Below are 22,110 nucleotides of genomic sequence, written 5' to 3'. Positions count from 1 at the left end.
ACGGTCCGGTTCCGGCCGTGGGCGTGTGGAACCGATTCGATGAGGTAAGGGCCGCGGGGCCCGCACACCACTGGTGTACGGACCCCGCGGGTGGATTACTGGATCACCTTGGACAGGAACGCGCGGGTGCGTTCGTGTTGTGGGTTCGAGAGCACCTCGGCGGGCGTCCCCGTCTCCACCACGGCGCCGTCGTCCATGAAGACCAGCGAGTCGCCCACCTCGCGGGCGAAGCCCATCTCGTGCGTGACGACCACCATGGTCATGCCACCCCTGGCCAGGTCGCGCATGACGTCCAGGACCTCGCCGACCAGCTCCGGGTCCAGCGCGCTGGTGGGCTCGTCGAAGAGCATCAACGACGGTTCCATGGCCAGCGCGCGGGCGATCGCCACACGCTGCTGCTGGCCACCGGAGAGCTGTTCGGGGTAGGCGTTGGCCTTGTCCGGCAGACCCACCCGCTCCAACAGTTCCATGGCCCGCTCGGTGGCCTGGGCCTTCGGGGTGCGCTTGACCTGCGTCGGCGCCTCGATGACGTTGCCGAGCACGGTCAGGTGCGGGAACAGGTTGAACCGCTGGAAGACCATCCCGATGTCGCTGCGCTGGGCCGCGATCTCGCTGTCCCGCAGCTCGTAGAGGCGCCCGCGCCTTTGCCGGTATCCCATCAGCTCACCATTGACCCACAGACGGCCGGCGGTGAGCTTCTCCAGGTGGTTGACGCAGCGCAGGAAGGTGGACTTGCCCGACCCCGAGGGGCCGACCACGCACATCACCTCGCCACGTCGGACCTCCAGGTCGATGCCCTTGAGGACCTCCAGGCGACCGAAGCTCTTGCGCACGTCCTCGGCGACGACGAGCGCGTCGGAGGGTGGTGCGTCGGCGGTCTCTACGGCCACGTCGTCAGCGGGCATGCGGTTCTCCTCGGCCATCAGTGCCTCCCTCCGACGATGTGGTTCTCGACGCCGCGCTCACTGCGGCTGAACCTGCGCTCGATGAAGTACTGGCCGACCATGAGGACGCTGGTGATCGCCAGGTACCACAGGCAGGCCGCCACCAGCATCGGGAAGATCTGGTAGGTGCGGGTTCCGATGGCCTGGAGCTGGTAGAAGAGCTCGATGGTCACCGGCACGTACGCCAACAGGGCGGTGTCCTTGAGCATGGCGATGGTCTCGTTGCCCGTGGGCGGGATGACCACCCGCATCGCCTGCGGCAGCGTGATGCGCCGCATGATCTTGCTTCGGCCCATACCGAGGGCCTGGGCGGCCTCGGTCTGGCCCTTGTTCACCGACTGCAGGCCGGCGCGGATGATCTCGGCCATGTAGGCGCCCTCGGACAGCGCCAGGGCGAGCAGACCGGCCATGTAGCCGCTCAGGAGGGTGCGGACGTCGATCTCGAAGAACCGGGCGTCGCCCTCCAGGCCCAGCATGGGCATCCAGTAGTTGTCGAAGGGGAGCCCGACGTGGATGGTCGAGTACAGGATGGCGATGTTGCCGAAGAGCACGGCCAGGACCAACCGGGGCACACCGCGGAAGAACCAGGTGTACAGCCAGGCGACCGACACCAGGACCGGGTTCCCGGACAGACGCATCACCGCCAGCACGACGCCCAGCAGGATGCCGATGACCATGGACAGGATGGTGGCGCTGAGGGTCACCCAGACACCGTTCACGACCGGGTCCGAGAACATGTGCTCGAACATGAACGGCCAGTTGAACGCGGGGTTCGTGATCAGCATGTTCACGAACATCGCGGCGAGGACCAGCACGACCCCGGCGGCGACCCAACGTTCCGGGTAGCGGACGGGGACTGCGGAGATCGGGTCGGCCGGTCGGCCCGGGGTCGGTTCCTTCGACCCCGGATCGTCCGCCGATGCACTCGGTGACGTCACGGATCAGACTTTCGCTAGTGGCGGGCGAACAGGGCGGGCGGTCGTCGTGACCGGAACGGGCGCCCGGACACGTTCTGATGAAACGGCCGCACGCCGGCCCTGGTGAGCTCGGCGTGCGGTGGTGCGACGCTGGGGGACCCGGTGGGGCTATTCGTCGACGGAGGGGTTGACCTCGGAGGTCTCGACGGCACCGACCTCGATGCCCCACTCCTCCAGGACGTTCCCGTAGGTGCCGTCCTCGATGATGGAGTTGAACCCGGCGGCCAGGGCATCGGCCATCTCGGTGTCGTCCTTGGGGGTGATGACGCCGTAGGGCGCGGCCGAGTACTGCTCGTCGATGAATTCGAGCTGGTCGCCGGTCTCCTGCAGGGCGAACAGGGAGGTGGGCAGGTCGGCCAGGGACGCGTCGTTGAGTCCGGAGACCACGCTGGAGGTCGCCAGCGGCTGGTTCTGGAACTTCTCGATGGTGATGGCCTCTTCGCCCGCCTCGACGCAGGCGTCGCTACGGGCCTCGATGTCGGTGTCGTGCGTGGTGCCGGTCTGCACGGCGATGCGCATACCGCAGGCGTTGTCGGGGTCGACCCCTTCGGGGTTCCCGGCGAGGCCGAACCACTGCGTCCCGGAGGAGAAGTAGCTCACCATGTTGACGGCCTCCATGCGCTCCTCCGTGATGGTGAAGGAGGAGGCGCCGAGGTCGTAGTTGCCGCTGTCGACGCCGATGATGATGGAGTCGAAGTTGGCGGGGACCCACTCGACTTCGAGGCCGAGCTTGTTCAGGGCGGCCGTCACCAGGTCCACGTTGAAGCCGAGGACGGTCTCGCCGTCCTCGTCCAGGTACTCGCCGGGCGCGTACTCGGCTTCGACACCGATGCTGACGACGCCGGCCTCGGCGATGTCGTCGGGGAGCAACGCGGCGAGTTCCTCGTCGACGGAGACCTCCGGCGCTTCGGGGGCGGCTTCGTCCTCGGCGCCGTCACCATCGCCACACGCGGAAAGGGTCAGGACACCCACTGCGGCGAGGGCGGTGAAGTAGGGGAGGGACTTGCGCAGGGGCATGTGAGGTCTCCTTCAAGGGCACGAATCATGCCTGCTCGGAGGCCTGTTCGCGGATCCGTTCCGCAGGCCTGGAACGACAACACGGACATTATGCTGCATAGTGCTTTAAGTCGGTAGCACTCCATCCTGACGCCCCGCGATTTTCCCGCGGTCACCGTTGTGAGAGGATTGCGTAACGGGTCATCCCCGTGAGATGCGGACGCGCTGTACTCGTATAAGAGTCCGGCGAAGACTGTCCCTTCCGGCGAACACCACCGGTCATGGCCGACCGGCGCCGTGGAGGGTTCCCCTAGCACCCTTACGTCTTCGCGCGCGATCCGTCGACCATCGTCCTCGTCATGGCCGACGCGGACGTAGAAGCAGACCGAGGGGTTTGAGTAGTGACCACCTTTACTTCGCGTACCCAGGACACGTCCGAGCTGGACAAGGATCCGGCCTTCGCCATGCATCGCGGTGGCAAGCTCCATGTCACCTCCTCCGTGGACGTCAGCGACCACGAGGGACTCTCCCTGGCCTACACACCGGGTGTCGCCCGCGTCTGCGACGCGATCGCCGAGAACGCCGAGTTGGTCGAGACCTACACCTGGAAGAGCAACCTGGTCGCCGTCGTCACCGACGGCACCGCGGTCCTGGGCCTGGGCAACATCGGGCCGGAGGCCTCGCTGCCGGTCATGGAGGGCAAGTCGCTGCTGTTCAAGCAGTTCGGCGACGTCGACTCCGTGCCGATCGCCCTCAACTGCACCGGCGTCGACGAGATCGTCGAGACCGTCGTGCGCATGTCACCGTCCTTCGGTGGCGTCAACCTGGAGGACATCTCCGCTCCGCGCTGCTTCGAGATCGAGGACAAGCTGCGTGAGCGCCTGGACATCCCGGTCTTCCACGACGACCAGCACGGTACCGCCATCGTGACCGTCGCCGCGCTGCACAACGCGGCCCGCCTCACCGGCCGTACCCTGGCCGACCTGCGGGTCGTCGTCTCCGGTGCGGGCGCCGCCGGCGTCGCCGTCACCAAGATGCTCGTCGACGGAGGCATCGGCGACATCGCCGTCGCCGACTCCAAGGGCATGATCCACGAAGGCCGGGAGAGCCTGACCTCGGTCAAGCGGGAACTGGCCGCCATCAGCAACAAGGCCGGTCTGAAGGGCTCCATCGAGAGCGCGCTGGAGGGCGCCGACGTGTTCGTCGGCCTGTCCGCCGGTGAGGTCCCCGAGTCGGTCGTGGCCACCATGGCCGACGACGCCATCGTCTTCGCCATGGCCAACCCCAACCCGGAGATCCACCCGGACGTGGCCCGCAAGCACGCGAGCGTCGTCGCCACCGGGCGCAGCGACTTCCCGAACCAGATCAACAACGTCCTGGCCTTCCCCGGCGTGTTCCGGGGCGCCCTCGACGTCCAGGCCCGCGACATCACCGAGAACATGAAGCTGGCCGCCGCCAAGGCCATCGCCGACCTCGTCGGTGACGACCTGAGCGCCGACTACGTCATCCCCAGCACGTTCGACGAGCGCGTGGTCCCGGCGGTCTCCGCCGCGGTCGCCGCTCAGGCCCGTGCGGACGGCGTCGCCCGCCGTTGATGGAGTTCCAGGGCCCGTGCGATCGTCTCGATCGCTCGGGCCCTTTTTCGTGCCGGGGTGGGGTCGAGGCCACCACCCAGGGGGGAGTACGGACACCCCGGTTCGGGGGGACCGGCGTAGTGCGCCGTGACGGGGCGCACTCGTAGGTTTTCGAGGACTGGAACCACGCCGTTCGAACGGCCTCAGACCCCTGGGACACCCCTCATGGAACCGACCTCCCCGACCACGCGCGAGCCCCGAAGAACCGGTGGACGGATCGCGATGGCCCTGGCCGTGGTGATCGCCGCCGTTGGAGCGGTGACCCTGATCCCGCGGCCCTACGAACTCGACGACCGGGTCGAGGGCGACCGTGAGGTCGCGGCGTCGGTCCGGGAGGGGATCGGCGACACCACCGGCTACCACGGGCTGTCCGTGGCCCTCGTCGAACCCGACCCCGAGGGCGGGTACCACGTCCGCTCGGCGGGGCTGGGCTCGGTCGGCGACGAGGGAGAACAGGTGGACGAGGACACCCCCTTCGGGTCCGCGTCGGTGGCCAAGGTGCTGCCCGGGATGCTGCTCGCCGACATGATCGACCAGGGCGAACTCGATCTGGACACCAGGGTGGGGGAACTGCTGCCGGAACTGGACCCGGCCGATCCCGCCATCGCCGACATCACCGTCGAGGAACTGGCCACCCACACCTCGGGGCTGTCACGTGAGGAGACGACCCTGCCCCAGACCCTCTGGCAGTTCGTCGCCAAACGCCACCCCGACCCGGCGGGTTCGGTCGACGACTTCCTCGCGGAGGTGGCCGCGCAGGCCCGCGTCGACCCCGAACTACGGGGAAGCAACGTCTACTCCAACACCGGCTTCGGTCTATTGGGGCACGCGCTGGCGGCCCGCGCCGGGATCGACTACGCCGCCCTGGTCCGCGAACGCCTCCTGGAACCCCTGGGCATGGAGCACACCCGAGTGTGGTCCGACCAGGCCGGTTCCGACCCCGTCGTGCACGACGCCGACCGTGGGTGGCCCATCGAACTGGACCGCACGGTCGCGTCCGGTCCCTCGGGTGGGGTGACCACGACGGCGGGTGACCTCGGGCTGCTCCTCGCGGCGATGATGGACGACTCGGCGCCGGGAGCCGGCGCGGCCGAACCCGTGGCCGCGGGCGACGTGGCCCGCCGGGAACAGGGACTGGGCTGGTACGTGGAGACCCTCGGCGGTCGGGAGATCACCGCGCACGGAGGGAACGCCACCACCAACGGCCACACCGCCTGGATCGGCTACTCCGGTGACCGGGGAGCCGTGGTCCTGTCGAACACGCACCGGTACAGCGAGGACATCGGCATCCGACTGCTCGGGGTCGACGAACCCAGTCCGGACAACGTGGCGGGGGAGCGGTTGTACGCCACCGTGACGGCGATCCTGGCACTGCTGCCCGGGGCCCTGTTCCTGGGCTTCGCCGCCCGGCGCCGCCCCTGGCGGATGACGCGTCGACCCACGGACCGGGTGGGCCTGGTCGCCTACGGGACGCTCACGGTCGCGCTGCTCGGGTACGTCCACCTCGCCGGTTTCTGGCACCTGGTCTCCCCGTGGGCGTGGGCGGCCGGGGTGTTCCTGACCGTGGCCGCGGCCGTGGTCGGGGCCCGAAGATGGTCGGACCTGCCCACCACCAGGGGTGGCCTGCCCTGGCCCAGATGGGCGCTGACCGGCCTCGTCGCCTTCGCCGGCCTGGCGCTCCTGGTGGGTCTGGCCACGCTCTGACACCGTGCGCCGTCGGGACGATCACATCAGCTCCGCGGGTGAGTCGAACTCCTCCTTCAGGAGGTCGAACGCCCGGCGCAGGTCGGCCAGGGCGGCGTCCGGGGTGTCACCCTCGCCACGAGTGGCCGCCCCCGAAGGCAGACGAGCGTGGGCACTCCACACGCCGTCCGCGTCCTGCTCGATCGTGTACGGAACCAGCACCGCTTCTTCCTTCTGGATCGGATGATTCGACGAGGGGCCCGGGAGACCACGCCCCCGTGTGGTCTCCCGGGCCTCCTCCGGCGTCGACTCAGTCGCGCCGTTCCTGGTCCTCGCCGGTGGCGGTGGACCAGGAATCACCGCCCGAGGGCGGCATCGGTCGAGCCTTCGGCTCCTCCGAGGGGCCCGCGTCCCCCGGTTCGGACCCTTGGCCGGTGGGTCCCTCGGTGGACTCCCCACCCTTGTCCGACGTCGGTTCGGACCCCTCGCGTTCCCCCTCGGCCGGCCCCCACCGGCCCAGGTCGCGGCGGATCACCTCGACCGTGTCGTCGAGGATGCGTCGCAGGTCGTTCGCGGCGGACCCGCCGACCTGACCGGCGCCCCGGAGCATGTCCCGAACGCGCACGGAGAAGTCCTTCAGGGCGTGTTCGAACTCGGACCCCTCGTGCCCGGTCTCCTTACGCCCCGCCTCGTCACGCCGGGCGTCGTCGTGTTCGGACCCTTCCCCCGAGCCCTCACCACGACGTTCGGAGTCGGTGCGACCCCAGGCGGCACCGAACGCCCCGCCGAAGCCCTGGGCGAACCGATCCCACTCACGGGCCCACATTCCGCCGTCCCCACAGTCCCGGGCGCGGTCCCGCTCGCGACGGTCCTGGTCCTCCTCGTCCTCGGGGGCCTTGGTCCCCTCGGCGCGTTCGGCCCCCTCACGGCGGGTGCCGCCCGCGGTGAACTTCAGTTCGTCGCGCAGGGAGCTGATGGTGGCGCGCACGTCCTGCTTGACCGCGCGGGCGATGTCGCGCACCGAGTCGGTGATCTCCCGCTCCAGGTCGTCCAGGTCGCTCTCGCGGGCGCGCAGCTCCTCACGTCCCTTGTCGGTGAGGCTGTACACCTTGCGGCCGCCCTCCTCGGTGTGGGTGACCAGACCCTCCTCCTCCAACCGGGCGAGCCGAGGGTAGATGGTGCCGGGAGAGGGCGAGTACACGCCAAGGAAACGGTCGCGCAGCAGGCTGATGATCTCGTAGCCGTGGCGCGGGCTCTCGTCGAGCAGCTTGAGCAGGTACAGGCGCAGTCTGCCGTGGCCGAAGATGGTGCTCATGAGGCCCCCTCTGGGATCGCGGCCGGAGCCTCGGGCGCACGACGCAGCAGCGCGGTTCGACCGGACACGGTGTTGACACTGATGGCGGCGGGGTCCACACCCATGCCGATCTTCCCGCTCAGGGTGTTGCGGGCCGGCGCGGTGTTGCGGTCCAATCCGAAGTCGGAGTCGACCCCACCGGTCATGGTGCGCAACTCGACGTTGGCGGAGCTCTCCGCGGGGACCCGCAGGGCCACCTCGCCGGACACGGTCGTCACCCGCACACGAGCCGAGGCCGAGAGGTCGGTGTCGACCAGGACCGATCCGGAGACGGTCTTGGCCCGCAGCCCGGAGAGGCGGCCGCCGGCCACGGCCAACTGCCCGGTGGCGCTGTTGAAGCCCAGGGTGCCGCCCGGCCCGCGTACCGAGGCGCTGCCGTCGGCGGTGTTCAGGTCGGTCTCACCCGAGACCTCGTCCAGGGTGATCTCGCCGGTGGCGGTCCTGATCTTGGTGCGGGCGCTGAGCCCGGCCGCCACCACGGGCGCGGTGGCCGTGGACACCTCCACCGGGCAGTCCCGGGGGACCCTCAGGTTCACGGTGACCCGACGCGAGTGCATGTTCTTGTAGCCGGTCAGCTGGAGGGGCTTGAGCCGGTCGAGGAACCCCTGACCGGTCAGGTCCCGGTAGTGGATGGTGAGGATCCCGGCTTCCTGGGTGACCTCCAGGGGCTCGCCCTCGATGTCGGTGATCTCGAAGGTCACCGGGTCGTCGGTGGGAATGATGTTGACCTGTCCGCCGACGATTCGCACCTTCAGGGCGACGATGCCGTCCAAGGTGTGCGTCATCGGACTGTCGATGGTCCAACTTGCCATCGTGAACCCTTCCGTTCGCTCTCGATGTCTTCACGATATGTCGCGTCTTCGGCGAACTCAAGATATGTCGTGGATTTCGGGGGTCGAATCGGGGGAACCTCGGGGACGACCCCGAGCCCGGCGTGCGCGGGCCCACCCACCGGATCGACCCCGGACACAAGCGAGGGGCCCGGGTCCACGTGGACCCGGGCCCCTCGGCCGGTACATCGCTCAGCGCGATGCCTCGTCGCTACTCCTCCTCGTCGTCCAGCCGGGCCAACCAGGTGGCCAGCCGTTCGACGGGCGTCTCGAACTCGGGGTTGACGTCGGTGAACACCCGCAGCTGCTCGGCGAGCCAGGCGAAGCTGACCTCCTCGTCGCCGCGGCGGTTCTCCAACTCCTCGATTCCTCGATCGGTGAAGTACATGGTTCTTCCGTCGCTATTCCGCGGGTGGGAAGACCGTGTCCACCAGGGCACGCTGCTCGGCCTCGTGACGCTTGGCCGAACCGGCCGCGGGCGCGGAGGAGGCCGGACGCGAGATCCGGGTGAACGGGCGGTCGAGCTGCTCGGAGAAGACCAGCGCGACGAAGGGCCACGGGCCCATGTTCGCCGGCTCCTCCTGGACCCACAGGACCTCGCCCGAGTTCGGGTAGGCCTTGAGCTGCTCGCGGATCTCCTCGATCGGCAGCGGGTACAGCCGCTCCGCGCGGATGATCGCGGTGTGCTTGTCCCCGCTCTTGCGGCGAGCCGCGTCCAGGTCGTAGTAGATCTTGCCGGAGCAGATGACCACACGACGGACCTTCTCCGGCGCGATCGAGTCGTCCCCGATCAGCGGCTGGAAGGAGCCCGAGGTGAAGTCCTGGGCGGCCGAGGTCGCGGTCTTCAGACGCAGCAGCGACTTGGGCGTGAACACCACGAGCGGGCGCTCCAGCGGCGACTTGGCCTGCCAACGCAGCAGGTGGAAGTAGCTCGCCGGGGTGCTCGGCATCGCGACGGTCATGTTCTCCTGCGCGCACGACTGGAGGAACCGCTCGATGCGGGCCGAGGAGTGGTCCGGGCCCTGGCCCTCGTAGCCGTGCGGCAGCAGCATGGTGACGCTGGAGCGCTGGCCCCACTTCTGCTCGCCCGCGCTGATGTACTCGTCGATGATGGTCTGCGCGCCGTTGACGAAGTCACCGAACTGCGCCTCCCACATCACCAGGGAGCCCGGACGGGTCAGCGAGTAGCCGTACTCGAAGCCCAGCGCCGCGTACTCGCTCAGCAGCGAGTCGTAGGCGAGGAACTTCGTGGTGCCGTTGTCGAAGCTCTTCAGCGGCGTGTGGGTCTCGCCGGTGTCGCGGTCCATCAACGTGGCGTGACGCTGACCGAAGGTGCCGCGGCGACTGTCCTGACCGACCAGACGGACCGGGTGGTCGTCCAGCAGCAGCGACCCGAAGGCCAGCAGCTCACCGGTGGCCCAGTCGATCGCGTCGTTCTCGACCATGGTCGCGCGACGGGACAGCTGCGGGGCCAGACGCGGGTGCGGCTTGAAGTCCTCGGGCAGGTTCACCTGGGTGTCGATGACCCGCTTGACGGTCTCCGAGGAGATCGCCGTCTCCACCTTGGAGTGGTCCAGACGGGACTCGGTGAACACCTCGGGCTTGACCACGGAGCCCGGCTCGATCGGCCTCTTCTCGACCTCACGGGTCTCGGTGAAGGCGCGTTCGAGTTCGCTCTGGTAGTCGCGAAGCGCCGACTCCGCCTCTTCCACCGTGATGTCACCGCGACCGATCAGGGACTCGGTGAACAGCTTGCGGGTGGAACGCTTGGCGTCGATGACGTCGTACATCAGCGGCTGGGTGAACGCGGGGTTGTCGCCCTCGTTGTGCCCACGACGCCGGTAGCAGACCAGGTCGATCACGACGTCCTTGTTGAACGCCTGACGGTAGGCGAAGGCCAGGTTCGCGACCCGGACCACGGCCTCGGGGTCGTCCCCGTTGACGTGGAAGATCGGCGCCTGCACCATGCGCGCGACGTCGGTGGCGTACACGCTGGAGCGGCTGTCGGACGGCGAGGTGGTGAAGCCCACCTGGTTGTTCACGATGACGTGCACCGTGCCGCCGGTCCGGTAACCGCGCAGCTGGGACAGGTTGAGGGTCTCGGCGACCACGCCCTGCCCGGCGAACGCCGCGTCACCGTGGATGAGGATGGGCAGCACGGTGAAGCCGTGCGGGCCCTTGTCGAGCACGTCCTGCTTGGCGCGGACGATGCCCTCGGCGACCGGGTCGACCGTCTCCAGGTGGGACGGGTTGGCGGCCAGCGTGATCTGGATCTTGTCGCCCTCGCGGGTCTCGAAGACCCCCTCGGTGCCCAGGTGGTACTTGACGTCACCGGAGCCGTGCGCGCTGCGCGGGTCGAGGTTGCCCTCGAACTCACCGAAGATCTGCCCGTAGGACTTGCCACAGATGTTGGCCAGCACGTTCAGGCGACCGCGGTGGGCCATACCGATGACGGCCTCGTCCAGCTCGGCCTTGGCGGCCTTGGAGATCACACCGTCCAGCAGCGGGATCAGCGACTCTCCACCTTCGAGGGAGAAGCGCTTCTGACCCACGTACTTGGTCTGGAGGAAGGTCTCGAAGGCCTCCGCGCTGTTGAGCCTGTGCAGGATGTGCAGCTGCTCGTCACGGTCGAGCTTCTCGTGCTCGCGCTCGACGTGCGACTGGATCCACTCCCGCTCCTCCGGGCTCTGGATGTGCATGTACTCGATACCCACCGTGCGGCAGTAGGTGTCGCGCAGCACGCCCAGGACGTCGCGAAGCTTCATGACCTGCTTGCCGCCGAAGCCCCCGGTGGGGAACTCGCGGTCCAGGTCCCAGAGCGTCAGGCCGTGTTCGAGCACGTCCAGGTCCGGGTGCTTGCGCTGCTCGTGGGTGAGCGGGTTGGTGTCGGCCATGAGGTGGCCGCGCACACGGTAGGCGTGGATCAGCTCCTGGACCCGGGTGGTCTTGTCGAGCTGGGTGGCCGGGTTGACGTGGATGTCCTGGACCCAGCGGACCGGCTCGTAGGGGATCCGCAGGGCGTTGAAGATCTCGTCGTAGAAACCGTTCTCGCCCAGCAGTAGCTGGTGGATCCGACGCAGGAACTCACCCGACTGGGCACCCTGGATGATCCGGTGGTCGTAGGTCGACGTGATCGTCATGACCTTGCTGATGCCCAGCTCGCTCAGGGTGTCCTGGGAGGCGCCCTGGAACTCGGCCGGGTACTCCATGGCACCCACCGCGAGGATGGTGCCCTGACCGGGCATCAGGCGCGGCACGGAGTGCACGGTGCCGATGCCGCCCGGGTTGGTCAGGCTGATCGTGGTGCCCTGGAAGTCCGGGACGGCCAGCTTGTTGTTGCGGGCCTTGCGGACCAGGTCCTCGTAGCCGCTCCAGAACTCGGCGAAGTCCATCTCTTCGGACTTCTTGACGGAGGGCACGACCAGCTGACGTGAGCCGTCGGGCTTGGGGAGGTCGATCGCCAGACCGAAGTTCACGTGTTCGGGCTTGGCGACGCCGGGCTTACCGTCGACCTCCGTGTAGGAGTGGTTCATCTCCGGCATCGACTCAAGCGCCTTGACCATGGCGTAGCCGATGAGGTGGGTGAAGGAGATCTTCCCACCGCGGCTGCGTCGGAGATGGTTGTTGATGACGATGCGGTTGTCGAACAGCAGCTTGACCGGCACCGCGCGCACACTCGTCGCGGTGGGCATGGTCAGGCTGGAGTCCATGTTGGTCGCGGTACGGGCGGCCGCGCCACGCAGCCGCTCCTCCTTGACCTGGAGCCCATCGTCGCTGTCGGTGTTCTTGGGTGCGGCCGGAGTGGGCTTCTTCTTCGGAGCGGGGGCTGCGGGGGCCTTCTCGGTCTGCGCCTTAGCGGTCGCAGTGGCCCCACCCTTCCCGCCGCCCGAGTCCGCGGGCTTGTAGTCCGCGAAGAAGTTCCACCAAGCCTTGTCAACCGAATTCGGGTCGGTGAGGTACTTCTGGTAAAGCTCCTCGACCAGCCACTCGTTCGGGCCGAAATCTGTCAGGGGTTGAGACGCCTCAGACGACACGGCGGAGATCGCCCACTTCCGCTGCTCGCTTGTGAATGTTCAGGAAAGACGGGTGGCTGCCGGCAAGGCGGGCTCGAAGAAACATGGGGTCGCCCCCATGCGGAGTGTCTGACCAGGCCGGCACTCGTCGCGTACAAGGCTACTTGTACCGACCTCCCGGCCGGGAACACTGTGGTTGTTGAAACTGGGAGATAGCTAACAATCTTTCACACGAACCTTGGCTTTCCGTGGTCGTGGCCTTGCCTTGTGTGATCACAGTGTCCTGTTTGTCCATGTCCGTGGGGGTTTTCGGTTCGTGACGCCATGACCGCCTCTGGCCGATGGGAATGTGACACGACACACGTTTCCATGGGCTCGTCCGAGGGGACCCGCGAGCCGACGGTGGAAGCGGTGCTCCCGACCGTGAAACGCAGGTGCCGGCGGCCCTGGATGCACGGATCTACGCGCTCTCCCCGATTCCTCCTCGGTGTCGCCATCACCCTGCCTACGATGCGCCTACGTACAACGGGAACAACGGGGGCGAGGGGGAACCCATGAGGGGCCTGGGGGAACTGGAGGCGGCGATCATGTCCGCCCTGTGGCGCGCGGAGGGGCCACTGCCGGTCCGCGACATCCGGTCGAGCATGGTCTACGACCGCGACCTCGCCTACACGACCGTCATGACCGTCGCCAACATCCTGCACCAGAAGGGATTGCTGGAACGGGAGAAGACGGGGCGGGCCTGGACCTACCGGCCCAGGGAGACCCACGCCGAGTACACGGCGCGCGTCATGGGCGAGGTCCTCAGTACCGGCCCCGACTCCGGTGTCACCCTGCTCCGCTTCGTCGAACGCTTCAGCGACGAGGACATGGCCCGGCTGTACCACGCGTTCCGGCAGGTCCGCGACCATCGCACCGGTTCCGCCTCGCCCTACAGGTCACCGGCGGCGCAGTGAACGCACACTCGGCGCGGCGACCGCCGCCGACGTCGCCATGATCGTCAGCACGGCGACGATCAGCAGGGACCGGTCCGCGCCGATCGACTCGGCGAGCGGCCCGATGGCGATCTGCCCCACCGGCATGGCCACGAACGACCCCAACGCGTCATAGGAGTACACCCGCGAGAGCCGGTCCGGCGGGATGTTCTCCTGTACCGACACCTCCCAGGCCACGCTGAACTGCTCGACGGCGACCCCGCCCACGAACATCGCCGCGAACAGTAACGGCACGATCGGTGACGGATCGGCCAGCACGAAGAACGGCAGGGTCTGCACGGTGACCAGAGCGGTTCCGTAGAACAGCGCTCTTCGCGGCTGCCAACGCGCGGCCAGGACGCCGCCCACCAACAGCCCCACGCTGTTGGCCGCCATCACCAGCCCCCACGTGGTCCGCCCGAACGTCTCGTCGGCGATCCCCGGGCCCAGCACCGAGGTGGTCGCCGACCAACCGGCGTTGACCACCATGAACTGCAACACGATGATCCACACCCAGGGCCTGGTCACGAACTCGCTCCAGCCCTCCAGCAGGTCGCGGAGCACGTTGCCGCGCTCCGCCGGCGTCGTCGACGGCACTCGCAGGAACAGGAAGGCCACCCCGGCCGCGGCGAACATCACGGCGTCCACACCGATCGCCCACCCCGGACCCAGCAGACCCACGGCGACGCCGCCCACCGACATCCCCGCGAACATGCCCAGCTGTTTGGCGATCCCGACCAGCGCGTTGGCCTGACGCAGCAGTGTGTGCGGCACGGTCTGCGGGGTGAGCGCCGCGGCCGCGGGTAGGTTGGCGGCGGCCGCGGCCCCGTTCACCAGGCTCAACACGATCATCAGCGGTAACGTCGCGGACCCGGTGAGCAAGGCCAGTGCGAGGAGTCCCTGGGAGAGCGCCGCGAGCACACAGGCCCCTCGCAGCACCAGGGCGCGCGGCAGCCGGTCGGCGATGACCCCGCCCAACAGCAGCAGGGACACGTTCGCCACCGACCGGGCGCCCACCACCAGACCCACCTGGGCGAGCGATCCGGTCACGTCCAGCACGGCGAAGGCCAACGCCACGTTCGCCATGCCGTTGCCGAACATCATCAGGACCCGGCCCAACGCCAGCGCGCGGAAGTTCGGGTGCCGCAGCGGCGCCGTGATCCCCGCCCGAGGCCCCGTACCGGTGTTCCGCGTCTGGTCCATGCCTCGTACCCGTTCCCGCCTCGAACCGTCCCGACCGGGGAATGCTCGTGGAACGGGCAGAACCGGTCAACCGGTTTTAGCGCGCGTGGGCGAGGTCCCTCAGCCCAGGACCCAGCTGCGACCCTCGGCCGCGAGCTTCTCCACCAGGGTGGCGCTGTCGTGTTCCTTGGCGAACAGGTGCTCGGGGCGGGTGATCGGCACGATCCACAGCCACTTCACCGGGTCACCCTGGAAGTTCAGCCCCGAGGTGTCCGGTGGCCGGCGGTCGGGGTCGGTGACCAAGGGGGTCGGGTCCTCCAACAGCAGCACGGCGCCCGCGCCCCGACGCATCGCCTGGTCCTCGGGGTTGTCCAACCACTTGACCGTGTGGCCGGTGCCGAACCAGGTGACCGCCCGCCAGGGGAACGCCCCGATCCACCGGAAGACACGTGCCGCGTGGTGCGCCGGCAACGTCGTGGCCAGCGCCAGCTCCACCCGGGCGTGGTGGGAGGTGTCGGCCATGTACCGGTCCAGGGTCGGCATCCGCTGACCGCACATGCCGACCGTCGACAGGACCGTGAACGGCCGTTCCTTCGTCGGCGGTCGCTCCGACAGCCGCAGCAACGGCGGGTGCCCGTCGGAGACGTCCCAGTAGTGGCCGGCCTCGCCCACCCGTCGGTTCAGATGGCCGAGCACCGTGCGCTGCACGCTCCGCCAGGCACCGGAGGCCCGACGCCAGTCCCAGTAGGCCTCGGCGTGCACTACCCGCGGCCACAGCCGGCGCTTGACCGAGTCGAGCTCCCACGCGTACGCGCTGCGCCCGATGGCCTCACGCGCGTACCCGGGCAGTCCGCTGTCGGCGTCCGCCCAACCGGGGATGACCGCCAGCAGCCCCTCCTCGTCGAGCAGGGCCACGCCGTCGCCCTCCTCGAACCAGACCGCTCGCAAGGAGTCCGGGTCGAAACGGGGGCGGCCCTGGGGGTGCTTGGTGTAGGCCTCCGGCATCAGCGGGGCCCGCCCCTGGTACAGGTCACCGGGCTGCGCCTCGGTCGGCGCGCTCTCGTGGTTGGCCAGCCACACCGGGACACGGATGCGCTCGCGAGCGTCCAGCAGGTACGCGGCGGTGGTGTGGGAGTCGCATTCGACGACGACGCGGCGGCTCTGGTACGGGCTGATCTCGTCGAGCAGGACGTCGATCTCGGTCACCGGCTCTCCCACGTGTGTGTCGACCCAGGGGGTAGTCGTGTTGTCGTGGTCACCGAAGGGGCCTGCACCCGTCCGGGCTGTCCACACTGCGCGTAGACTCGACGGTAGTGCCCTGACAGGCGGAGCAATGCCGCAGCCGCGTATAAGTCGTATAACGACCCGCGGCGCCACACCTTTTCCGCGCCGGGCGCAGTCCACCGACTCCACTCGTTACGGATACTTATGCCCGCCGAGCTCACTTTCGTCGCACCCCGCCGCGCCAAGCCGCCCCGGCACCTGGCCGACCTGTCCCTGGAGGAGCGCCAGGACGTCGTCAAGGAGCTGGGCGAGAAGCCCTTCCGGGCCAAGCAGATCGCCAAGCACTACTACGGCGCCCTGGAGTCGGACACCGCCAACATGACCGACCTGCCCGAGGCCTCCAGAGAGAAGCTCGGCGAGGCGCTGCTGCCCACGCTGCTCACTCCGGTCCGACACTTGTCCGCGGACAAGGGGATGACCCGCAAGACCCTGTGGAAGGCCTTCGACGGGGTCATGTTCGAGTCGGTCATGATGCGCTACCCGGACCGTGTCACCCTGTGCATCTCCTCCCAGGCCGGATGCGGCATGAACTGCCCCTTCTGCGCCACCGGACAGGCGGGCCTGACCCGCAACCTGTCCACCGGCGAGATCGTCGAGCAGGTGATCGCGAGCGGCCGTGACCTGGCCCGCGGTGAGGTCGCCGGCGGTCCGGGGCGGATCAGCAACATCGTGTTCATGGGGATGGGCGAGCCCATGGCCAACTACAAGCGGGTGCTCCAGTCCGTCCGTCAGATCACGGACCCGGTCCCGAACGGCATGGGTATCTCCCAGCGCGGCGTGACCGTCTCCACGGTGGGCCTGGTCCCGGCGATCAACAAGCTCATCGACGAGAAGATGCAGGTGCGCCTCGCGATCTCCCTGCACGCCCCCGACGACGAGCTGCGCGACGAGCTCGTGCCGATCAACACCCGCTGGAAGGTCGGCGAGGTCCTCGACGCGGCCTGGCGCTACGCCGGCACCACCGGCCGTCGCGTGTCCATCGAGTACGCCCTGATCAAGGACATCAACGACCAGGCCTGGCGGGCCGATCTGCTCGGCAAGCTCCTCAAGGGGCACCTGGTGCACGTCAACCTCATCCCGCTCAACCCCACCCCGGGATCGAAGTGGACCGCCTCGCGCCCCGAGGACGAGCGCGAGTTCGTGCGGCGCCTGGAATCGCACGGGGTGTCCGTCACCGTCCGTGACACCCGTGGCCAGGAGATCGACGGCGCCTGCGGACAGCTCGCCGCCGCCGAGAAGTAACGCCGACATGGGCGAGACCCTCCTGGCCTTCGTGGTCGCCACGGCGGGCGGGTTGGTCCCGATCCTCAACATCGAGGTGTACCTGCTGGGCGCCGTCGCCACCTTGGACGACGGCGCCCTCGTGGCGATGGCGGTGGCCGCCGCGGTGGGGCAGACCCTCGGCAAGATCCCCTACTACTACGTGGGCAAGGGGACGATCACCGCGCCCTGGCTCAAACGCAAGGCCGCGACCCCGGGCAAATGGGCGACGCGGATGGCCGGCTGGCGGACCAAGGCCGAGGACCGCCCGATCTGGGGCGCCGGACTGCTGGCCCTGAGCTCCTTCGCGAGCGTCCCGCCGTTCATGGTGGTCTCGGTGCTCGCCGGGGTGGTCCGAATGAACCTCGTCCTGTTCTGCGTGGTCACCTTCGTCACCCGCCTGGCCCGCTTCCTCATCGTGGTCCTGGCCCCCGCCTGGGCCCTGAGCCACCTGCCGGGCTGATGCGCGGGTCCGAGGCCGCTCAGAGCGCGTGGTCGGCGAGGCGGACGAACGTCTCGATCACCTCGGGGCCGTGGATCAGCTCGGCGTCGTTGTGGCCGGCCCCGGACAGGACCCTCTCCTCGAACAGGTTCGCGCTCGCCCCCGCGACCGCGTGGCTCTGTTCGGCCGGGACGATCGCGTCGACGTCGCCGATCACCACGCTCGTGGGGACCTCCACCCGCGCTACCTGCTCCGCCACCGGGTAGCGGTCCCACAGCATCAGCCGCACCGGCAGGAACGGGTAGTGGTGGGCGCCCAGGTCGGCCAGGGAACTGAACGGCGAGCGTAGGAACAGCGCCGCGGGCGGGCGTTCCACGGCCAGGCCGGTGGCCACGGCCGCGCCCAGGCTCTCGCCGAAGTAGAGAGTGCGCTCGGCGGCGAATCCTCGTTCGGCCAAGTGGTCGGCGGCGGCCCGGGCGTCGGCGATCAGTCCCTTCTCGGAGGGGGAGCCCTCGTTGCCGCCGTAGCCGCGGTAGTCGAACAGCAGTACCGAGAACCCTTCCGCCGACAGCGCTCGGGCCAGGGGCGCCCGGCTCTCGCGGTTGCCCGCGTTGCCGTTGGTCACCAACACGGCGGCCTCGCGATCCTCGCCTTGGGGCGGGACGAACCAGCCGCCGAGTTCGAGGCCGGCCTCGGTGTCGAGCCGCACGTCCTCGGCGCCCTCGATCACCTCCGAGGCGGTGGGGGGTTCGCCGATCAGGGGCACGTAGATCACCGAGCGCTGCATCACCCACATGAGCCCCACCAGGACCACGAGTACCAGGGCCACCACCGCGACCACGATCAAGAGGCGCCTCCTTCGAGGTGTGGGAGATGGGGCGTCGGTGCCGGTCACGGCGGTTCCTTCCGGGGAAGTACGGGGTCCTCGCCATGCGGGATACCCGTTGCCAGACGGAACATCCCTGAGGTTTGCATTGCAAACCGAACCCTGTGCGCGTATGGTCGAAGAAAGGTTTGCGGTACAAACCGGAGGTTCGAATGAACACCCCTCACGACATCGATCGCCTGGAGAGGATCCGCGCGGTCACCTCCGACTTCAGCGGTTACCAAGGGCTGTACACGGTCCTGCTGGGCCTGTTCGGGCTCTGGATGGCCTTCGTTCCGCTCTCTCGGGGCGGCCCGTGGTCGGTGCTGTTCCCGGTCGGGATACTCCTGCTCGCCGGCCTGTTCATCGTCGTCCAGCGCTATTACCGGCGCCGGTACGGGAAGGTGCGTGCCCTCTGGACCACGAAGCGCGTCCTGTGGCTCCTACTGTTGCCGTTCGGGTTGCTCCTCGGGTACGTCGCCCTGATGAGCGTGACCAACGTGCTGGGTGTCCAGGGCGGGTGGGTGTTCGGCGTCTTCATCGGCGTCTGCCTGGTCGCGGTCGGTTGCTCCGATCCGCGCGCCCGGTGGCACTACCTGGTCGGAGCCGGGGCCATCCTGGTGTTCACCCTGCTTCCGCTGGGTGCGCTCGCGCCTTCGGGCGTCCACCCGGTCGAATGGGAGTACCCGGTGATGGTTCCGTTGGTGGCGGGGCTCGTCTTCGTGGTGAACGGGCTGCTGGATCACCGTACGCTGGTGCGGACCCTCACCCCGGTGAGCGAGAACGGGACGGACTGACCATGGGCACGCCCTTCGAGGACATGGCGGAGATCGACCGCCTGGTGCACGAACCCTCGCGGCTGGCGATCACCAGCGCGCTGCTGTCCTGTGAGAGCGCGGACTTCCTCTTCCTTCAACGCATCACCGGGCTGTCCAAGGGCAACCTCTCCAGCCATCTGTCCAAGCTGGAGAAGGGCGGCATCGTGACCGTCACCAAGAGCACCGGTGGCCGCCCCCGCACCACCATCGGTCTCACCCCCATGGGGCGGGACACCGTCGCCCAGCACTGGGAACGGCTGACCCGCCTGCGCGACGCCGCGCGCGAGTGGACCGCCCCCGGGGAGTGAACCCCGAAGGCGGTCCGGTCCGGGGCCCGTCAGGCGGTGACCAGGTCGCGGTCGCGGAACCCGGCCAGGGACACCGCCCCGGCCACCAGCACCGCGCCCAGGTAGAGCAGGTACGGCGCCGTCTCGAACCCCTCCATCGGAGGCCTGGCCAGGATCTCGAACGCGCTCAGCTTCATGGCCTCCTCCGGGAACTCGAACAGTGCGCCCAGCATCGTGGCCACCAGGCTGTACCCGAACCACAGCCAGACCAGCGGCAGCAACCGTGGAGCGACTCCCAGCAGCAAGGCCGCGATCGCCCCGAACACCAGCGCGGCGGGCAGTTGGGCGAGCATCGACTCCACCATCCGCCACGTCCACTGGGCGTCCTCCAACGCCACCGCCGCGCCCAGGCCCAGACCCAGCCCACCGGACAGCGTGATCAACACGGTGGACACGACCGCGACGACCAGTGCCGCGCCGCACCAGTGCACCCGGCCCACCGCGGTCGACAACAGCAGTTCCGCGCGGCCGGCGTTCTCCTCGGTCCGGGCTCGCGAGACCGACAGCACCCCGTACGCGGCGGCCGCCATGATCACGTAGGCGGCGATCATCCCGAGGAACCCGTCGACCAGGTCGTCGGTGTCGCCACCCAGGATGGCCGCTAGGTCGGGCGCGGAGTCCAGCATGCCCTCGACCTCGGTGACCAGGCTTCCGAACGCGTATCCGAAGGCGAGCACCGCCACCACCCAGGCGACGATCGCCCCGCGCTGTTGGTTCGCGTGCAGTGTGAGTACCCCGCGCAGCAGTCTTCCGGCGTCGGGTGGTCCGGGTCGGGCGGCGACCAGCCCGGCGCCCACGTCACGGCGGCGGGCCAGCGCGTAGGTCACCACGAACAGCACCAGGACGAACGCCCCGTACAGGGCCAGTGGTTCCCAGCGCGGTTCGTCGAAGGGCCGGGTCTGTTGCACCCACGCGAACGGTGACAGCCAGGACAGGGCGTTGCCGCCCTCCTCGGCCATGTCGCCCACCGCACGGAACAGGAAGAGCACCCCGATGATCAGGAAGGCGAGCCCCGAGGCGGAACGACCGTGTTCGGACACCTGGGCGCACACCGCCGCGATCGCCCCGAACGAGATCCCGGCCAGCGCCAACCCCAGCCCGTAGACGGTCGAGTCCGCGGCGGGCAGGTCGAAGACCACCATGGTGGCCGTGATCAGCCCGCCGATGAGCAGGTTGGTCAGGGCCAGGGTGATCAGGGCCGCCGCGGTCTGCGCGCTCGCCCCCAGGACCCCGGCGCGCAACAGTTCCGCGCGCCCGCTCTCCTCCTCGGCCCGGGTGTGTCGGACCACGTGCAGCACGCTCATCACCGCCAACGCGATGAGCAGGCTCATGGTCAGCTCGTTGACCAGCATCGGGCCGAGCGTGTAGTCGTCGAGGCCGTACCCGGGGCCGCCGAACACGATCCCGGTGGGCGAGTCCATCAGGGCGGCCCGCGCCTGACGTTCGGCCTGGTCGGAGAAGATGTCGTCGAGGGCGGGGACACTGGCGGCGGTCAGTCCGGCCAGGGCCACGACCCAGATCGCCATGCGCAGGCGGTCACGGAGCAGGGTGAACCGGATCAGCGTGCCGGTTCCGGTGAACGCGCTCATGACCGTTTCCCCTCGGCGCCGGTGCCGTAGTGGCGCAGGAACAGTTCCTCCAGTGACGGCGGGTTGCTCACCAGGGAGCGCACGCCCAGTGCCGTGAGTTCGTGGAGCACCGTACTCATGTGGGCGTGCTCCACCGCGAAGGAGACCGCGGCGCCGTCGACGGCCAGGTCGTGCACGCCGGTCAGGTCCTTGAGCGCGGTCGCGTCGCCGTCCACCTCGGCCCGCACCGTCGATCGGGTCAGGTGACGCAGCTCGGACAGGGTCCCCGACTCCACGGTGCGACCGGCACGGATGATGGTGACCGTGTCGCAGAGCTTCTCCACCTCGGAGAGGATGTGGCTGGACAGCAGGACCGTGCGACCGGTCTCCTTGACCTCCCGCACGCACTCGGTGAACACCGCCTCCATGAGCGGGTCCAGGCCCGAGGTGGGCTCGTCCAGGACCAGCAGTTCCGCGGTGGACGCCAGCGCCGCCACCAGGGCCACCTTCTGCCGGTTGCCCTTGGAGTAGGTGCGCGCCTTCTTCGTCGGGTCCAGTTCGAAGCGTTCCAGGAACTCCCGCTTGCGTCGGGCGTCGAGACCGCCGCGCAGTCGCCCCAACAGGTCGATGGCCTGGCCGCCGGTCAGGTTGGGCCACAGCGACACGTCACCGGGGACGTAGGCCAGCCGCCGGTGCAGGTGGACGGCCTCCTTCCAGGGGTCTCCGCCGAGTAGGCGCACACTGCCGGAGTCGGCGCGCAGCAGCCCCAGCAGGACCCGGATGGTGGTGGACTTGCCGGATCCGTTCGGTCCCAGGAACCCGGCGACCTCTCCGGTGCGGACCGTCAGGTCCAGTTCGTCGAGGGCCTTGAATCGGCCGAAGGATTTGTCGAGGCCGCCGACCTCGATCGCGTTCCGTGGTGACATGGGCTGCTCCGGT

Annotated in this window: 20 protein-coding genes; 7 read left to right on the top strand and 13 right to left on the bottom strand. The window is 68.8% G+C overall.

Annotation, left to right across the window (positions count from 1 at the left end; translation table 11 throughout):
* Positions 1 to 95 precede the first annotated feature (95 nt).
* The 3 genes from ACWGKS_RS09930 to ACWGKS_RS09920 form a co-directional block, all read right to left on the bottom strand.
* A complete protein-coding gene (locus ACWGKS_RS09930) occupies positions 96 to 923 on the bottom strand; it encodes an amino acid ABC transporter ATP-binding protein (RefSeq protein WP_358503167.1) in 828 nt (275 codons plus the stop codon).
* Positions 923 to 1,882, bottom strand: coding sequence for an amino acid ABC transporter permease (locus ACWGKS_RS09925; protein WP_358503164.1), 960 nt, complete (start codon positions 1,880 to 1,882; stop codon positions 923 to 925). The genes ACWGKS_RS09930 and ACWGKS_RS09925 overlap by 1 nt, the downstream gene beginning before the upstream one ends.
* Before the next feature lie 147 nt (positions 1,883 to 2,029).
* The gene (locus tag ACWGKS_RS09920) at positions 2,030 to 2,938 is read right to left on the bottom strand and encodes an ABC transporter substrate-binding protein (RefSeq protein WP_358503161.1); all 909 of its coding nucleotides are present in this window, start codon (positions 2,936 to 2,938) and stop codon (positions 2,030 to 2,032) included.
* A gap of 380 nt (positions 2,939 to 3,318) precedes the next feature.
* Here ACWGKS_RS09920 and ACWGKS_RS09915 point away from each other — a divergent pair, with 380 nt between their 5' ends.
* Complete coding sequence (locus tag ACWGKS_RS09915) at positions 3,319 to 4,512, top strand: NAD(P)-dependent malic enzyme (RefSeq protein ID WP_358503159.1); 1,194 nt, start codon at positions 3,319 to 3,321, stop codon at positions 4,510 to 4,512.
* A gap of 204 nt (positions 4,513 to 4,716) precedes the next feature.
* On the top strand, positions 4,717 to 6,255 hold the full coding sequence (locus ACWGKS_RS09910; RefSeq protein WP_358503156.1) for a serine hydrolase domain-containing protein: 1,539 nt from the start codon (positions 4,717 to 4,719) through the stop codon (positions 6,253 to 6,255).
* A gap of 21 nt (positions 6,256 to 6,276) precedes the next feature.
* Here ACWGKS_RS09910 and ACWGKS_RS09905 read toward each other — a convergent pair whose 3' ends face one another.
* The 5 genes from ACWGKS_RS09905 to ACWGKS_RS09885 form a co-directional block, all read right to left on the bottom strand.
* Positions 6,277 to 6,456, bottom strand: coding sequence for a hypothetical protein (locus tag ACWGKS_RS09905; protein WP_358503153.1), 180 nt, complete (start codon positions 6,454 to 6,456; stop codon positions 6,277 to 6,279).
* 88 nt (positions 6,457 to 6,544) lie between these two features.
* A complete protein-coding gene (locus ACWGKS_RS09900; protein ID WP_358503150.1) occupies positions 6,545 to 7,549 on the bottom strand; it encodes a PadR family transcriptional regulator in 1,005 nt (334 codons plus the stop codon).
* Positions 7,546 to 8,400: a DUF4097 family beta strand repeat-containing protein gene (locus ACWGKS_RS09895; protein WP_358503147.1), complete on the bottom strand. Its 855-nt coding sequence runs from the start codon at positions 8,398 to 8,400 to the stop codon at positions 7,546 to 7,548. Before ACWGKS_RS09895 ends, ACWGKS_RS09900 begins: the two co-directional genes overlap by 4 nt.
* A 229-nt stretch (positions 8,401 to 8,629) precedes the next feature.
* On the bottom strand, positions 8,630 to 8,806 hold the full coding sequence (locus ACWGKS_RS09890) for a DUF6104 family protein (RefSeq protein ID WP_190318387.1): 177 nt from the start codon (positions 8,804 to 8,806) through the stop codon (positions 8,630 to 8,632).
* Between the two features lie 13 nt (positions 8,807 to 8,819).
* The gene (locus tag ACWGKS_RS09885) at positions 8,820 to 12,452 is read right to left on the bottom strand and encodes a multifunctional oxoglutarate decarboxylase/oxoglutarate dehydrogenase thiamine pyrophosphate-binding subunit/dihydrolipoyllysine-residue succinyltransferase subunit (protein ID WP_358503144.1); all 3,633 of its coding nucleotides are present in this window, start codon (positions 12,450 to 12,452) and stop codon (positions 8,820 to 8,822) included.
* Between the two features lie 533 nt (positions 12,453 to 12,985).
* On the opposite strand from ACWGKS_RS09885, the gene ACWGKS_RS09880 reads away from it, so the two are divergent.
* Complete coding sequence (locus tag ACWGKS_RS09880) at positions 12,986 to 13,387, top strand: BlaI/MecI/CopY family transcriptional regulator (protein ID WP_358503141.1); 402 nt, start codon at positions 12,986 to 12,988, stop codon at positions 13,385 to 13,387.
* Here the strand turns inward: ACWGKS_RS09880 and ACWGKS_RS09875 are convergent.
* Both ACWGKS_RS09875 and ACWGKS_RS09870 read right to left on the bottom strand, forming a co-directional pair.
* Positions 13,370 to 14,608 carry an MFS transporter gene (locus ACWGKS_RS09875; RefSeq protein ID WP_358503138.1) on the bottom strand — a complete coding sequence of 413 codons (1,239 nt, stop codon included), beginning with the start codon at positions 14,606 to 14,608 and terminating at the stop codon, positions 13,370 to 13,372. The two genes, ACWGKS_RS09880 and ACWGKS_RS09875, sit on opposite strands and share 18 nt — an antisense overlap.
* Positions 14,609 to 14,707: 99 nt before the next feature.
* Positions 14,708 to 15,793, bottom strand: coding sequence for a suppressor of fused domain protein (locus tag ACWGKS_RS09870; protein WP_358503135.1), 1,086 nt, complete (start codon positions 15,791 to 15,793; stop codon positions 14,708 to 14,710).
* 222 nt (positions 15,794 to 16,015) lie between these two features.
* On the opposite strand from ACWGKS_RS09870, the gene rlmN reads away from it, so the two are divergent.
* Positions 16,016 to 17,113 carry a 23S rRNA (adenine(2503)-C(2))-methyltransferase RlmN gene (gene rlmN / locus ACWGKS_RS09865; RefSeq protein ID WP_358503132.1) on the top strand — a complete coding sequence of 366 codons (1,098 nt, stop codon included), beginning with the start codon at positions 16,016 to 16,018 and terminating at the stop codon, positions 17,111 to 17,113.
* 7 nt (positions 17,114 to 17,120) lie between these two features.
* Positions 17,121 to 17,594 carry a hypothetical protein gene (locus ACWGKS_RS09860; protein ID WP_358503129.1) on the top strand — a complete coding sequence of 158 codons (474 nt, stop codon included), beginning with the start codon at positions 17,121 to 17,123 and terminating at the stop codon, positions 17,592 to 17,594.
* 19 nt (positions 17,595 to 17,613) lie between these two features.
* Here the strand turns inward: ACWGKS_RS09860 and ACWGKS_RS09855 are convergent, their stop codons facing one another.
* Positions 17,614 to 18,414 (bottom strand): alpha/beta hydrolase, encoded by an 801-nt coding sequence (locus ACWGKS_RS09855; protein WP_452455362.1) that lies wholly within the window; start codon positions 18,412 to 18,414, stop codon positions 17,614 to 17,616.
* 197 nt (positions 18,415 to 18,611) lie between these two features.
* Here ACWGKS_RS09855 and ACWGKS_RS09850 point away from each other — a divergent pair, with 197 nt between their 5' ends.
* Positions 18,612 to 19,235 carry a hypothetical protein gene (locus tag ACWGKS_RS09850; RefSeq protein WP_358503127.1) on the top strand — a complete coding sequence of 208 codons (624 nt, stop codon included), beginning with the start codon at positions 18,612 to 18,614 and terminating at the stop codon, positions 19,233 to 19,235.
* A gap of 2 nt (positions 19,236 to 19,237) precedes the next feature.
* Positions 19,238 to 19,564, top strand: coding sequence for a transcriptional regulator (locus ACWGKS_RS09845; protein ID WP_358503124.1), 327 nt, complete (start codon positions 19,238 to 19,240; stop codon positions 19,562 to 19,564).
* Between the two features lie 29 nt (positions 19,565 to 19,593).
* On the opposite strand, the gene ACWGKS_RS09840 is transcribed toward ACWGKS_RS09845, so the two are convergent.
* Both ACWGKS_RS09840 and ACWGKS_RS09835 read right to left on the bottom strand, forming a co-directional pair.
* Positions 19,594 to 21,192: an ABC transporter permease gene (locus ACWGKS_RS09840; RefSeq protein WP_358503121.1), complete on the bottom strand. Its 1,599-nt coding sequence runs from the start codon at positions 21,190 to 21,192 to the stop codon at positions 19,594 to 19,596.
* Positions 21,189 to 22,097, bottom strand: coding sequence for an ABC transporter ATP-binding protein (locus ACWGKS_RS09835; protein WP_358503119.1), 909 nt, complete (start codon positions 22,095 to 22,097; stop codon positions 21,189 to 21,191). Before ACWGKS_RS09835 ends, ACWGKS_RS09840 begins: the two co-directional genes overlap by 4 nt.
* Positions 22,098 to 22,110: the final 13 nt, after the last annotated feature.

This window comes from Nocardiopsis sp. NPDC055879 (assembly GCF_053615935.1).
Note: the sequence above shows the minus strand (reverse complement) of the source record. Positions and strands in the feature narration are given on the sequence as shown.